Source organism: Halomonas sabkhae, assembly GCF_030409265.1.
GTDB classification, from domain to species: Bacteria; Pseudomonadota; Gammaproteobacteria; order Pseudomonadales; family Halomonadaceae; genus Halomonas; species Halomonas halmophila.
In genome coordinates this window covers 46625-59744 of sequence record NZ_JAUFPM010000003.1, presented here as the reverse complement: position 1 = coordinate 59744, position 13120 = coordinate 46625, and the positions used below count along the sequence as shown (strand labels likewise).

At 65.8% G+C, this 13120-nt stretch carries 14 protein-coding genes and 3 tRNA genes; 3 read left to right on the top strand and 14 right to left on the bottom strand.

Translation table 11 applies throughout. The features are described from left to right. Position 1: 1 nt before the first annotated feature. Genes ccmE through ccmA form a run of 5 tightly spaced genes read right to left on the bottom strand, consistent with a single transcriptional unit; the run spans position 2 to position 2802 of the window. Positions 2-505: a cytochrome c maturation protein CcmE gene (gene ccmE / locus QWY79_RS02030; RefSeq protein WP_290269393.1), complete on the bottom strand. Its 504-nt coding sequence runs from the start codon at positions 503-505 to the stop codon at positions 2-4. Further along, positions 502-708 (bottom strand): heme exporter protein CcmD, encoded by a 207-nt coding sequence (gene ccmD / locus QWY79_RS02025; protein ID WP_290269391.1) that lies wholly within the window; start codon positions 706-708, stop codon positions 502-504. The genes ccmE and ccmD overlap by 4 nt, the downstream gene beginning before the upstream one ends. Next, positions 708-1448: a heme ABC transporter permease gene (locus tag QWY79_RS02020; protein WP_290269389.1), complete on the bottom strand. Its 741-nt coding sequence runs from the start codon at positions 1446-1448 to the stop codon at positions 708-710. Before QWY79_RS02020 ends, ccmD begins: the two co-directional genes overlap by 1 nt. A gap of 15 nt (positions 1449-1463) precedes the next feature. After that, positions 1464-2171, bottom strand: coding sequence for a heme exporter protein CcmB (ccmB, locus tag QWY79_RS02015; RefSeq protein WP_290269387.1), 708 nt, complete (start codon positions 2169-2171; stop codon positions 1464-1466). Next, entirely contained in the window at positions 2158-2802 is a 645-nt protein-coding gene (gene ccmA, locus QWY79_RS02010) for a cytochrome c biogenesis heme-transporting ATPase CcmA (RefSeq protein WP_290269385.1), read from the bottom strand. Before ccmA ends, ccmB begins: the two co-directional genes overlap by 14 nt. A 199-nt stretch (positions 2803-3001) precedes the next feature. Here ccmA and lexA point away from each other — a divergent pair, with 199 nt between their 5' ends. Both lexA and QWY79_RS02000 read left to right on the top strand, forming a co-directional pair. Beyond that, positions 3002-3481, top strand: coding sequence for a transcriptional repressor LexA (lexA, locus tag QWY79_RS02005; protein WP_290269383.1), 480 nt, complete (start codon positions 3002-3004; stop codon positions 3479-3481). After that, complete coding sequence (locus QWY79_RS02000; RefSeq protein WP_290269381.1) at positions 3481-4101, top strand: IMPACT family protein; 621 nt, start codon at positions 3481-3483, stop codon at positions 4099-4101. Before lexA ends, QWY79_RS02000 begins: the two co-directional genes overlap by 1 nt. A 25-nt stretch (positions 4102-4126) precedes the next feature. Here QWY79_RS02000 and olsF read toward each other — a convergent pair whose 3' ends face one another. From olsF to QWY79_RS01980, 4 genes are all read right to left on the bottom strand, one after another. After that, positions 4127-5905 carry a bifunctional ornithine lipid synthase OlsF gene (gene olsF, locus QWY79_RS01995; protein WP_290269379.1) on the bottom strand — a complete coding sequence of 593 codons (1779 nt, stop codon included), beginning with the start codon at positions 5903-5905 and terminating at the stop codon, positions 4127-4129. Between the two features lie 143 nt (positions 5906-6048). After that, positions 6049-7374: a sodium ion-translocating decarboxylase subunit beta gene (locus tag QWY79_RS01990; protein ID WP_290269377.1), complete on the bottom strand. Its 1326-nt coding sequence runs from the start codon at positions 7372-7374 to the stop codon at positions 6049-6051. A gap of 86 nt (positions 7375-7460) precedes the next feature. Then, positions 7461-9266, bottom strand: a complete 1806-nt coding sequence (oadA, locus tag QWY79_RS01985; protein WP_290269376.1) for a sodium-extruding oxaloacetate decarboxylase subunit alpha — start codon at positions 9264-9266, stop codon at positions 7461-7463. Positions 9267-9341: 75 nt separating this feature from the next. Next, positions 9342-9593, bottom strand: a complete 252-nt coding sequence (locus tag QWY79_RS01980) for an OadG family protein (protein ID WP_290269375.1) — start codon at positions 9591-9593, stop codon at positions 9342-9344. Between the two features lie 157 nt (positions 9594-9750). On the opposite strand from QWY79_RS01980, the gene QWY79_RS01975 reads away from it, so the two are divergent. Next, positions 9751-10710 carry a tRNA dihydrouridine synthase gene (locus tag QWY79_RS01975; RefSeq protein WP_290269374.1) on the top strand — a complete coding sequence of 320 codons (960 nt, stop codon included), beginning with the start codon at positions 9751-9753 and terminating at the stop codon, positions 10708-10710. A 190-nt stretch (positions 10711-10900) separates the two neighbouring features. Here the strand turns inward: QWY79_RS01975 and QWY79_RS01970 are convergent. From QWY79_RS01970 to QWY79_RS01950, 5 genes are all read right to left on the bottom strand, one after another. After that, positions 10901-10977 (bottom strand) — tRNA-Arg (locus QWY79_RS01970). A gap of 88 nt (positions 10978-11065) precedes the next feature. Next, positions 11066-11142, bottom strand: a tRNA-Arg gene (locus tag QWY79_RS01965). 21 nt (positions 11143-11163) lie between these two features. Further along, a tRNA-Ser gene (locus QWY79_RS01960) sits at positions 11164-11256 on the bottom strand. A gap of 103 nt (positions 11257-11359) precedes the next feature. Next, entirely contained in the window at positions 11360-11557 is a 198-nt protein-coding gene (gene csrA / locus QWY79_RS01955; RefSeq protein WP_141317116.1) for a carbon storage regulator CsrA, read from the bottom strand. A 217-nt stretch (positions 11558-11774) separates the two neighbouring features. Further along, on the bottom strand, positions 11775-13025 hold the full coding sequence (locus QWY79_RS01950) for an aspartate kinase (protein WP_141317115.1): 1251 nt from the start codon (positions 13023-13025) through the stop codon (positions 11775-11777). Positions 13026-13120 lie beyond the last annotated feature (95 nt).

Here is a 13120-nt window from a genome sequence, read left to right as displayed (position 1 = left end):
TCTACTCCTGGTCGGCACGCTGCCGGCTGTCCAGTCGCTGGCCCGCCTCGGCAGCCTTGTCGCGATAGTCCTCCGGCGCATAGCCGGCTTCCTTCAGCGCCTCGGCCACTTCCGGCGGCATGTAGTTTTCATCGTGGCGGGCCAGCACCTCCTCGGCGCGTACCCAGCCTCCCGGCTGCAGCTCGCCGAGCACGACCACCCCCTGCCCCTCGCGGAACAGATCGGGCAGGATGCCGCTGTAGCGAACCTCGATGGATTCGACACGGTCGGTGACCGAGAAGCGTACATCCAGGCTTTGCGGGTCGCGCTCGACCGACCCCTCGGCAACCAGGCCGCCGGCCCGTATCTGCCGTTCCAGGGGCGCTTCACCGGCCACCACCTGCACCGGACTGAAGAAGAGATTGATGTTGCTGCGCAGCGCATACAGCATCAGTCCGGCGGCAATGGCGGCCAGGGCCAGCATCGCCAGGATGATCAGCAAGCGTTGCCGGCGGCGCGCCCTCATGGCGACCTCCCGTCATGCGCCCGGCGCGCCGGACGCTGCTCGCGTCGCGCCTGGCGTTGCAGCCTGCGCCACAGCTGCCGGCGCTCCAGGCGCACATGCAGGCCGACGCCCGCCAGCAACAACAGCGTGACACCATAGGCGGACCAGACATAGGTGGCATGGCCGCCCATGGCCAGAAAGGCATGCCAGGAGTCGAAGGCCATCAGGGTCCCTCCCCGGTCAGCGCCTGGACCCAGCGCCGCGACGCTTCGCGACGCAGGATCTCGTGGCGGGTTCGCGTCAGGGTCACGGCCAGAAACAGGCAGTAGAACCCCAGCACCATGACCAGCAGCGGCAACCACATCTCGGCGGGCATGGCGGGACGCGAGGTCACGGAAAAGGTCGCCGGTTGATGCAGGGTATACCACCACTCCACCGAGTACTTGATGATCGGAATGTTGATCACCCCCACCAGGGTCAGCACCGACACCGCCCGTGCCGCACTCTGGCGGGTGCCGAGCGCCCCGCGCAGCGCCAGGACGCCGATATACAGGAACAGCAGGATGAGCATCGAGGTCAGGCGGGCGTCCCACTGCCACCAGGTGCCCCAGGTCGGCACGCCCCAGACGGCGCCGGAAAACAGCGCCAGAAAGGTCATGCCGGCGCCCAGCGGGGCCATCGCCGTGGCGGCCATGTCGGCCAGCTTGACCCGCCACACCAGAAACACCAGTCCGGCCACGGCCATGGCCACATAGATGGACTGCGCCAGCAGGGCCGCGGGCACATGCACATAGATGATGCGAAAGCTGTTGCCCTGCTGATAATCGGCCGGGGCGAAGCCCAGCCCCCAGATCATGCCGCCCCCGATCAGGCTCGCCGCCAGCCCCCAGCACCAGGGCGACAGCCGGGCACTCAGGGCATAGAAGCCCTGTGGAGAAGCCAGCTTGTGAAGAAAGGCCCACATCAATGCGACGATACCTCAAGCGTTGAGACTGATACGCAGCGCAGCCGCCGTGGCCCAGGGTGCCAGCGCCAGCGCCAGCGCCAGCAAGGCACCCAGCAGCGCCAGGTGTGGTGCCACGGGCGTGCCGCCGATGGCCGCCTGAACCGCCCCGCTGCCGAAGATCAGCACCGGCACGTAAAGAGGCAGTACCAGCAGCGACAGCAGGATGCCGCCACGTGCCACCCCGATGGTCAGAGCCGCCCCGATGGCACCGATCAGGCTGAGCGCGGCACTGCCCAGGGCCAGCGAGGCCATCAGCATCGGGTAGCTCCCGGGCGGCAACGCCAGCATGATCCCCAGGACCGGCGCCATCAGCGCCAGGGGCAGCCCCGTCGATACCCAGTGTACCGCGACCCTGGCGAGTACCAGCAACGGCAGTGGCTGAGGCGCCAGCAACAACTGTTCGAGGCTGCCATCCTCGGCATCATCCCGGAACATGCCCTCCAGCGACAGCAGCGTCGCGAGCAGCGCCGCCACCCACAGTAGGCCGGGCGCCAGGGTCGCCAATACCGACGCCGACGGCGAGATGCCCACGGGGAAAAGGGTAATCACCAGGGCGAAAAAGGCCAAAGGATTGAGCCAGGCGCCCGGAGATCGCATCAGCAGCAGCAGATCGCGGCGCATCATGGCGACCAGGGGCCTGTTCGCCCCCGAGGGCTCGGCGTATCGCTCAGGTCGTGACATCCACGCCCTCCTCGCCGAGACGCAAGCGGCGCACCGGCACCTCGACCCGCAGCGGCTGATGCGTGGTCAGCACCACACTCCCGCCCTGTCTGACATGGGATGACAGCAGCGCTTCAAGCGCCTGAATACCGTCCCGATCCAGGGCGGTGAAGGGCTCGTCGAGCATCCACAGCCAGCGACGCACGAGCACCAGCCTCGCCAGGGCGACGCGGCGCTGCTGACCGGCCGACAACTGACCGACCGGCAGGTCCTCGAAGCCCGACAGCCCCAGCGTCGCCAGGGCCGCAACCCGCTCCGCCTCGGTGGACGGCTGGCCGGCCAGGGCGGCATGCCAGGCCAGGTTCTCCAGTGCGCTGAGCGCCGGCTTGAGGGCCGAGGCATGACCGATGTACAGCAGATGCGACAGGAAGTCCCGGCGGACGCGGCGCAATGGTTCACCCCGCCACAGCAGCGAGCCCTGATAGTCGAGGGACTGGGCCGACAGGATTTTCAACAGCGTCGTCTTGCCGCTGCCGTTGGCGCCCTCGACACGCAGGATGTCACCGCCCTGGATCTCCAGATCGAGCGCACCGAACAACCAGCGGCCGTCTCGCTCACAGGCCAGATTTCGGGCTTGCAGCTGCAGGCTCAAGATAGGCTCCGGACAACAGGCATCAGGCCCGGCACGTTACACGCAAATCGTTCGCATCGCCAGTCGGGCCGGGTTCACGGAGCCGCGACGCGGCCGGCAGCGCTTCAACGGCACGACCCTTGCCAGATGCGAATTGCCTGCTATCCTGACCAAGTACTGTATGAATAGACAGTCATTGCCAACAGGGAGACGTCACGCCATGCCTCGTTCCTCACCACAGTACCTGTTCCGTCAGCCCAACCTGCCGATTGCCGAGGCCTGGGCACCGCTGGACGCCGCCGACCTCGAGGAGCAGGTCGAGATCCCCCTGCTGGGGCGCGTATCGGCGGGCATGCCCATCGAAGCCTGCCTGGATGCGGACAGCATCGAGGTGCCCACGCGCATGGTTCGCCGCAACACCTATGCACTGCGAGTGAACGGCAACTCCATGGTCGATTGCAACATCTTCGATGGCGATGTCATTATCATCTCGCGCCGCGAGAGTGCCGAGAACGGCGAAACCGCGGTGGTGATGATCAATGATCAGGAGGTCACGCTGAAGAAGTTCTATATCGAGAAATCCGGCGTTCGCCTGCAGCCGGCCAATGAATCCATGGCGCCCATCTTCCTGCACAACAGTGATATCCAGGTATTGGGCATGGTCATGGGCGTGGTGCGCCAGCCGGACCTGGCCGCCTGATGCGCTACGCGATTCCCGACCTGGCCGAGGGCGAGTGGCGCGAGACCGAGCTCGAGATAGAACGCAGCCGCTTCCTCACCTGGACCGCCTGCCTCGCGGATACGGCTGCCTTCGAGGCGCTGCTCGACGCCGCCAGGCGGGCCCATCCGAACGCCAGCCACCACTGTTCGGCCTTCATCGCCGGCCCGCCCGGGGAGCAGAACGCCATCGGCTTCTCCGATGACGGCGAGCCCGGCGGCACCGCCGGCCGCCCCATGTTCCAGGTGCTGGAAGGCGCCGACCTGGGCCGGGTCGGCTGCGTCGTGATCCGCTACTTCGGCGGCATCAAGCTGGGAACGGGCGGCCTGGCGCGCGCCTATGCCCAGGCCGTGAGCGACGCCCTGGCAGGCCTGCCGCGCCGCGAGGTCGTCGAGCGTACCCCGCTCGACGTCAGGGTCGACTTCGCCGGGGAAGCCATTGCCCGTACCTGGTGCAGCGAGCACGACATTCCCGTCGAAGCGGTCGACTATCAGGCCGATGGCGTGACCCTGACCCTGGGCTGGCCACTCGACAGCGACCCGGACCTCGACCCGTTGAATGCCCGGCTGAAGGGCCGCATGACCCTGCTCACGCCGAGCTGACCGCCCCAGCCCGCGGCTCCGGCTGTCACTCGACGACAAGCGACGGATCACGGGGCTCCCGGGGCCGCCCGGCCGGCTCCTCGCCCCGTGTCGCATGGCCGATGTAACGCGCCCGCTTTTCCGGCTTCAGCCGGGTGACATCCACTTCCACCAGGCCATCGGTGCAGTAACCGAAGCCGGCATCCACGCCGAATGCCAGAAAGCGAGCCCCGCCGGGTTCGGCGACCTCGATGTACTGCTTGTACAGCGCCGGCACACCGGCCCCCATCGCCTGCAGGGCATGACGCAGGCGACGGAAGTCCTGCTGGGCATCATCACCGCTCAGCAGGCGCTCGACCTCCTGCTCGCCCGCCAGCGACAGCCGATAGGGCGCCCGCGGCCGAATCCCGGTGCTGCCATCACCATGATAATGCTGGTAGTAGCCCACCAGCAGCTCGCGCGCCAGGGGCGGCATCAGGTTGGGAATGGTGACCGGCCCGAACAGCCAGCGCACCTCGGGATGCTCGCGCAGATAGGCCCCCAGTCCGACCCACAGGTATTCCAGGCTGCGCCGTCCCCAGTAGCGCGGCTGGACAAAGCTGCGCCCCAGCTCGACGCCATGACGCCACCGCTCCCAGGGGGCCTGATCGAGCTGGAAGATCGTGGAAGTGTAGAGGCCGGCCACGCCGTGGCGATCGAGAATCGCGCCGACCTCTCCCAGGCGATAGGCGCCGGCGATTTCCAGATCCTGGTCATCCCACAGGATCAGGTGGCGATAGTAGTGATCGAAATCATCCAGGTCACGCTTGCTGCCGGAGCCCTCCCCCACGCGCCGGAAGGTGATCTCCCGCAGCCGGCCGAGCTCGCGCATTACCGCCGAGTCGGGATGGCTGTCGAACAACAGGATCCGCTTGCCATCCTGGGTGACCCCCAGGCGTCTGGCTCCGCGCAGTTCCTCGCGCAGACGCTGACGACTCTCGGGGCGCGCGATGCCGGTCTCGCTGACGAAGACGCCCTTGCGTCCCCGCCCCAGGCGATACACATGCTTGCGCAGCAGTTTCATCCTGACGGCGGTGGTCAGATCCTCCCGGTCGAAGCGTGCCAGCGGGATCAGGCCACCGACGCGCAGTGCCACCTGGCGATCCCGCTGACGAAACATCTCGCTGGGCAGCATCAGGGTGCCCAGCGGGCCATGGAGGTACGCCAGGCCGTAGAACCACGCTGAATTGCGGCCGTTGACATGCACCGGCAGGATCGGCGCATTGGTACGCCGCGCGGCGTGCAGAAACCCGGACAACCACTTGCCATCGCGCACGCCGGCAGGGCCGGCTCGCGATACCTCGCCGGCCGGGAAGACGATCACCGCACGGTCATCCTCCAGAGCCTCGACCATGCGCCCCAGGCTGCGCCGATAGCCCTTGCGCGACAGGTTGTCCACCGGCAGGATCACGTCGCGCAAGGGGCCGATCTGGCACAGCAGATCATTGGCCAGAATGCAGACATCGGGACGCAGCTCGGCGACCATTCGCAGCAGTGCCAGACCATCCAGGGCCCCGAGGGGATGGTTGGCCACGATGACCACCCGGCCGGTTGCGGGAATATTGTCACGCTCCCGGGACGACAGGGTGTAGCCGAAGCGGAAATGGTCGAAGACCTGGTCGATGAACTCGAGCCAGCCCAACTGGCCATGGCGCGACAGGAAGTCGTTGACCTCGCGCTCATGCACCAGCCGTCGCAGCCCGGCCACCAGTGGCCGGCGCATCCAGGCGGGCCAGGCCGCCACTCGGGTGGACCTGCTCAGCAGGGATTGTTCGATATCGATCATCCGGGACTCGCTCCAGCCGGGCGCCCGCGCGCCGATGGCCACAGACTAGGAGCGAAAGATGACAGGACGATGGCGCCCCGCAACGACCCGCGGCGCCACTCGGGCGCCGCGGAAGGGGTTCAGCGTCGGGCAGGCAGTGCCGTTCAGCCGAGATACTTGATCATTACCCCGGCCGCCACCGCCGAGCCGATGACACCCGCCACATTGGGCCCCATGGCGTGCATCAGCAGGAAGTTGTGCGGATTGGACTCCAGCCCCACCTTGTTGGAGACCCGGGCGGCCATGGGCACGGCCGACACACCGGCGGAGCCGATCAGCGGATTGATCGCCTGCTTGCTGACCCCGTTGAGCAGCTTGGCCATGAGGATGCCGCAGGCGGTACCGATGGCGAAGGCGACCATGCCGAGCCCCAGGATGCCCAGGGTTTCCACGGCCAGGAAGCGGTCTGCCATTAACTTGGAGCCCACCGAGAGTCCCAGGAAGATGGTCACGGTATTGATCAGGGCATTCTGCGCCGTGTCCGAAAGGCGCTCGACCACCCCGCATTCACGCATCAGGTTGCCGAAGCAGAACATGCCCAGCAGCGGCGCGGCGTCCGGCAGGAAGAGCACCACCAGCACCAACAGCGCCAGCGGAAAGACGATCTTTTCCAGCTTGGAGACCGGGCGCAGCTGGGTCATGGTGATCTCGCGTTCGCGCTGCGAGGTCAGGGCGCGCATGATCGGCGGCTGGATCAGCGGCACCAGTGCCATGTAGGAGTAGGAAGCCACCGCGATGGCGCCCAGCAGTTCGGGGGCCAGCAGGCTGGAGACATAGATCGAGGTCGGGCCGTCGGCGCCACCGATGATGCCGATGGCCGCCGCCTGCTTGAGCGAGAAGTCGAGCACGCCCATGGCCGAGAGCCCCACCGCGCCGAGCAGGGTGGCGAAGATGCCGAACTGCGCCGCGGCGCCCAGGAAGAGGGTGCGCGGATTGGCCAGCAGCGGACCGAAGTCGGTCATCGCCCCCACCCCCATGAAGATCACCAGGGGCGCCACACCGGACGCAATGGCCACGCTGTAGAACTGATAGAGCATGCCCGGGGCAAAGCCGGCGGAGGCCGCCACGTCATTGGCGGCGCGCACCAGGTCCGGCGCGGTATCGCCATGCAGGGCTTCACTCACCAGATGCCGGCCGGCTTCAATGCCCGCCGACGGCTCCAGCGACACTTCCAGCGCCGCCGCCATGCGCTCGAGCAACTGGGGACCGGCATGATGCGCGGCCTGCTCGGCGGCCGACAGGGCCAGCCCGGCTTCGGGGATATTGGCCAGAATGCCGCCGAAGCCGATCGGTACCAGCAGCAGCGGCTCGAATTTCTTGTTGATGGCCAGGTAGAGCAGTCCCAGCCCCACCAGAATCATGACCGCCTGGCCGAGGTCCAGATTGTAGAGTCCCGAGCCATGCCACAGGGTCAGTAGTTTATCTGTCATTACCATGTCCTTGATGAAGGCGCCGAAAGAATGCCTGGCGGGACCGAGGCCCGCCGCGGCGCTTTCCGCAGAGCACGTGCGGCCGCCTAGAGGGCGATCAGCGTATCGCCGACGGCCACGCTGTCTCCTTCGCTGACCCTGACCTCCGAGACGACGCCGGCACTGGCGGCTCGTACCTCGGTCTCCATCTTCATGGCCTCGAGGATGATCACCACATCGCCCTCGGCCACACTGTCACCGGGCTTGACGTTGACCTTGAAGATGTTGCCGGCCAGGGGCGCGGCGATGGTCTCGCCCGAGGAGGTGGCGGCAGGCGCGGCGCCGGCCTGGGGCGCCGTGCCCTGCTCCTGGACCCGGTCGATCTCTCCGCCCTCGGCGACCTCGACCACATAGCTCTTGCCATTGACCTTGACGGTGTAGGTCTCGGGCGCACCGGGCTCGGCGGCGGGCGCAGTGACGGGCGCGGCCGTCGCCGACGCTTCCTCCGGGGCCTGTGGCGCCGGCTCGAAGGCACCCGGATCATCCCGGTTGGCCAGGTACTTCAGGCCGATCTGCGGGAAGAGCGCATAGGTGAGGACATCGTCGACCCGATACTGACCTTCGGCCAGGCGCATGCCATCGGCAGCGGCCTTGTCCTCGAGCTCGCTGGACAGGCGCTCCATCTCCGGCGACAGACGATCCGCCGGACGCTCGGTGATCGGTTCGGCACCCTCGAGGACGCGGGCCTGGAGCTGGCTGTTGTAGTCGGCCGGCGCGGCTCCGTATTCGCCCTTGAGCAGCGCCTGAACCTCCTTGGAGATCGACTTGTAACGCTCGCCCATCATCACGTTCATCACCGCCTGGGTCCCGACGATCTGCGATGTCGGCGTGACCAGCGGGATGTAACCCAGGTCCTCGCGCACCCGCGGAATCTCCGCCAGCACGTCGTCCAGCTTGTCGCCGGCCCCCTGCTCCTTGAGCTGGCCTTCCATGTTGGTCAGCATGCCGCCCGGCACCTGAGCCACCAGGATGCGCGAGTCGATGCCCTTGAGAGCGCCCTCGAATGGCGCGTACTTCTTGCGTACGGCGCGGAAGTAGCCGGCGATGTCCTCGAGCGCCTCGAGATCCAGGCCGGTATCCCGCTGCGTGCCCTTGAGCATGGCCACCAGCGACTCGGTGGGGCTGTGACCATAGGTCATCGACATCGACGAGATGGCGGTATCGACATTGTCGACGCCGGCCTCTACCGCCTTGAGTGCCGTGGCCGTGGACATTCCGGTGGTGGCATGGCAGTGCAGATGCACGGGGATGTCCAGCGTCTGCTTGAGGCGCGAGACCAGCTCATGGGCATCATAGGGCGTCAGCAGGCCCGCCATGTCCTTGATGGCCAGCGAGTCGGCGCCCATGTCGGCAATGGTGCCGGCCAGCTCGACCCAGCTCTCCATGGTGTGCACCGGGCTCACCGTATAGGAAATGGTGCCCTGGGCATGCCCGTCATTGGCACGCACGGCACGCAGCGCCCGCTCCAGGTTGCGCGGGTCGTTCATGGCGTCGAAGACGCGAAACACATCGACCCCGTTGGTCCTGGCGCGCTCGACGAAGCGATCGACCACATCATCGGCATAGTGACGGTAGCCCAGCAGGTTCTGCCCGCGCAGCAGCATCTGCTGGCGTGTATTGGGCATGGCCTCCTTCAACGCCCGAATGCGCTCCCAGGGGTCTTCACCGAGATAGCGAATGCAGGCATCGAAGGTCGCGCCGCCCCAGGACTCCAGTGACCAGAAGCCGATCCGATCGAGCTTTTCGGCAATCGGCAGCATATCGTCCAGACGCAGGCGCGTGGCAAACAGCGACTGATGCGCATCACGCAGCACCACATCCGTGATGCCGAGAGGGTTGGCATTCTCCGTCATGAGAGGTTTCCTTATCGTTGTAACCTGAATATCTTGTTATATAACTAGACGAGAGCGGATCCCGTGGCCGTCCATTCAGTGCCGATGGCGCTGGCGGTGCCGATGCACGGCGACACTGATGGCGGCCATGACATCTTCATCGGCAGCCGGGACCGACCGCCCGGCGACCGATGGCGACCCGGGCGGCGCCGGCTCGGGAAAGAAACGGCCGATCACCCGCGACATCAGGGTGGTCGTGATGACCAGAACCGTCAGGAAGACGAACACGAAACCCATGCCGAGCCCCATAAGGGCCAGGCCCTCGTTCAACAACTGCGTATCCTGCATGCGATCTTCTCCTGCCGCGCCCGACAGCCGCCGGGCCGACGGGCGCGTGTATCTCGGGGCCGGGTGACCTGCCCGCTTCGTTATGCATTACAATGACGTCATGCCACACATTGACGTAGTTAATTTACAACATCAGGGTCGTATCGGCCTAGCCCCCATGGAAGGGGTCATCGATGCCGCGACTCGCGACCTCCTCACCCGCTCGCCCGGCATCGACTGGACCGTGACCGAATTCGTGCGCGTGGTGGACACCCGCCTGCCGCCGCGCGTCTTCCTGCGCCACTGCCCTGAGCTGGCCGATGGCAGGCCGCTCACGCCCGGCGGCGCACCCGTGCATCTGCAATTGCTGGGCTCGGACCCCGCCGCGCTGGCCGCCAATGCGCGCCAGGCGCTGGCCCTGGGCACGACCAGCCTCGACCTCAATTTCGGCTGCCCCGCCAAGCTGGTCAACCGGCACGACGGGGGCGCCTCCATGCTGCGCGACCCGGAGCGTCTTCGCGCCGCCGTCACCGCCGTTCATGACGCCGTGGGCGACACCATCCCGGTCACCGCCAAGGTGCGCCTGGGCTTCGCCGACCGACGCCGGGCACTGGAGTGCGCGCATGCCGCCGAAGATGGCGGGGCACAACAGCTGGTGGTCCATGCCCGAACCCGTAACGAGGGCTATCGCCCCCCGGCACACTGGGAGTGGATCGGCCGCATGCGCCAGCGCCTGAGCATTCCGGTCGTGGCCAACGGTGATATCTGGACCCTCGAGGATTACTGGAAGGCCCGCACCCTCTCGGGGTGCCGCGATGTCATGCTGGGCCGCAGCGCCCTCGCCGATCCCGACCTGGCAGCACGGATCCGTCATTGGCAACGCACCGGCGAACGGCTGCCGACCACCCCCTGGTCGCGCAAGGCCGATACCCTGCTCGCCTATGCTGCATTGCAGCGTAGCATACTTTCCGCGCGGGTGGTGGTCGCTCGACTAAAGCAGTGGATGAACCACATGCGCGCCCATGATGCCGAGGCCGCGACCTGTTTCCAGGCCCTGCGTCGGGTCACTGAGCTGGAGGATTTTCTGGCGGGACTGCGTGACTCGCGGGACACCACCCGGCTGGCGTCCACGGCCTGAGCGCCGGGCGGCGGACGCCAAAGGCCCACAAAAAAAGAAGCGCTCACCGCTCGACGCCCCGATGACAGGGGCTGGCGAGGCAGTGGCGCTTCAACGATCGCGGAATCCGGACAATGATCGCGCGGATTCCGCCAATGGCAAGCTTGCCAAAAAGGAAGACCCGCCCTCGCGAAGAGGACGGGTCAATATCTGGTGCGCCCGGGAGGATTCGAACCTCCGACCACCTGATTCGTAGTCAGGTACTCTATCCAGCTGAGCTACGGGCGCTGGGGCACGAGGCATCACACGACTGAGTGATGGTCGGCGTGCAAGAAGGGGATTCAACAGACGGGACAAGCAGGACTCATCTCGCAAGTGGCGCGCCCGGGAGGATTCGAACCTCCGACCGCCTGATTCGTAGTCAGGTACTCTATCCAGCTGAGCTACGGGCGCTTACCTTCAGTGTGCCAAGTGTGGCGGAGAGAGAGGGATTCGAACCCTCGAAGGGGCTATTAACCCCTTACTCCCTTAGCAGGGGAGCGCCTTCAGCCACTCGGCCACCTCTCCCTCATCGGCACGGTGCGCATACTACCGATCACATAGCGCCTTGTCCAGTGCTCGGTGGATTTTTCTCGTTGAAATCCGGCATCAAGCGCTATCGGAATACGGCTCAGGGGGTCTCGTCATCGGGCTCGTCGTCGGTCTTCTCGCGCTGAATGCGCTGATAGATCTCTTCACGATGCACGGCGACATCCTTGGGCGCATTCACGCCGATGCGGACCTGGTTTCCTTTGACCCCGAGAACGGTGACGGTAATCTCGTCACCCACCATCAGGGTTTCGCCCACACGGCGGGTCAGGATGAGCATGACTGATCTCCTTTTCAGACTTTTGGCTTGCAGCTATGGGATGCATTCATCGGCCGAGAACGACATGACTAGCACCATAGCATCTAGACCATGGCACGTCGTCGCCTTCGAGCCAAGCGTACTGCCGGGACATGAGGCAGTACGCACGTGGGTGCACAGATGGCCGTGCCCGGGTGCCTGATTACCAGCGTAGAAGTTGTCGCCGGAATCTGGCGTATTATTCTTGCTCGATGTCGGCCTTGTCGAGCCCGAACGCCTCGTGCAGCGCACGCACCGCCAGCTCCATGTGCTTCTCGTCGATGACCACCGAGATCTTGATCTCGGACGTGGACACCATGCGGATATTGATGTTCTCCGCCGACAGCACACGGAACATCTTGGACGCCACGCCGGCATGGGAGCGCATCCCGACCCCGACCAGCGAGACCTTGGCGATATTGTCGTCGGCCTTGATCTCCCCTTCGCCCAGCGACGGCAGCACCTGGTCCTTGAGGATGCCGAGTGTCTGCTTGTAATCGCCCTTGGCGACCGTGAAGGTGAAGTCGGTATAGCCACCCGATGGTGCAACGTTCTGCACGATCATGTCGATTTCGATGTTGGCATCGGCAATCGGCCCCAGAATCTTCGACGCCACGCCCGGCACGTCCGGCGTATTGAGCAGGGTCAGCTTGGCTTCATTGGCGGTAAAGGCAATACCGGAGATCAGCGGTTCTTCCATGGAATCCTCGTCTTTATCGGAGTCAGCGACGATCAGCGTGCCCGGGCCCTCTTCGAAGCTGGACAGCACACGCAGCGGGACATTGTATTTGCCGGCGAATTCGACGGCGCGAATCTGCAGGACCTTGGAGCCCAGGCTGGCCAGCTCGAGCATTTCCTCCACGGTGATGGCGTCCAGGCGCCGGGCCCGGGAGCAGACCCGCGGGTCCGTGGTATACACGCCATCGACATCAGTGTAGATCTGGCACTCATCGGCATTCAGGGCGGCGGCCAGGGCAACGCCCGTGGTGTCGGACCCACCGCGCCCCAGGGTCGTGATGTTGCCTTCCTCGTCGACGCCCTGGAAACCGGCGACCACGGCCACCTGACCATCATTCAGGTCGGCACGCATGTCCTCGGTCTCGATGCGCTGGATTCGCGCCTTGGTGTGCGAGCTGTCGGTCAGGATGCCGACCTGGGAGCCGGTGTAGGAGGTGGCCGGCACGCCGAGCCTGTGCAGCGCCATGGCCAGCAGCGAGATGGTGACCTGCTCGCCGGTGGAGACCAGCATGTCCATCTCGCGTGGCGTCGGTTCGTCATTGATGTCGTTGGCCAGGCCGATCAGGCGATTGGTCTCGCCACTCATCGCCGATACCACGACCACCACCTGGTGTCCTTCATCGCGGTATCGCTTGACCTTCTCGGCCACGGCCTTGATGCGCTCGACCGAGCCCACCGAGGTACCGCCAAACTTCTGTACGTATAGTGCCATTTATCGTTGCCCCTCATCTGCGGGTTAACGTTCGAATGAAAACGGACGCTCCGGATAAAACCGGGGCCGAAGGTATTGCGCCTTCGGCCCCGGGG

Coding starts and splice junctions, on each gene's coding strand:
- QWY79_RS01980 (WP_290269375.1), bottom strand. CDS start 9,593: ATGCAGGATACGCAGTTGTTGAACGAGGGCCTGGCCCTTATGGGGCTC.
- QWY79_RS02000 (WP_290269381.1), top strand. CDS start 3,481: ATGCGCTACGCGATTCCCGACCTGGCCGAGGGCGAGTGGCGCGAGACC.
- csrA (WP_141317116.1), bottom strand. CDS start 11,557: ATGCTCATCCTGACCCGCCGTGTGGGCGAAACCCTGATGGTGGGTGAC.
- QWY79_RS02020 (WP_290269389.1), bottom strand. CDS start 1,448: ATGTGGGCCTTTCTTCACAAGCTGGCTTCTCCACAGGGCTTCTATGCC.
- olsF (WP_290269379.1), bottom strand. CDS start 5,905: ATGATCGATATCGAACAATCCCTGCTGAGCAGGTCCACCCGAGTGGCG.
- lexA (WP_290269383.1), top strand. CDS start 3,002: ATGCCTCGTTCCTCACCACAGTACCTGTTCCGTCAGCCCAACCTGCCG.
- QWY79_RS01975 (WP_290269374.1), top strand. CDS start 9,751: ATGGAAGGGGTCATCGATGCCGCGACTCGCGACCTCCTCACCCGCTCG.
- ccmE (WP_290269393.1), bottom strand. CDS start 505: ATGAGGGCGCGCCGCCGGCAACGCTTGCTGATCATCCTGGCGATGCTG.
- ccmB (WP_290269387.1), bottom strand. CDS start 2,171: ATGTCACGACCTGAGCGATACGCCGAGCCCTCGGGGGCGAACAGGCCC.
- QWY79_RS01990 (WP_290269377.1), bottom strand. CDS start 7,374: ATGACAGATAAACTACTGACCCTGTGGCATGGCTCGGGACTCTACAAT.
- QWY79_RS01950 (WP_141317115.1), bottom strand. CDS start 13,025: ATGGCACTATACGTACAGAAGTTTGGCGGTACCTCGGTGGGCTCGGTC.
- ccmD (WP_290269391.1), bottom strand. CDS start 708: ATGGCCTTCGACTCCTGGCATGCCTTTCTGGCCATGGGCGGCCATGCC.
- oadA (WP_290269376.1), bottom strand. CDS start 9,266: ATGACGGAGAATGCCAACCCTCTCGGCATCACGGATGTGGTGCTGCGT.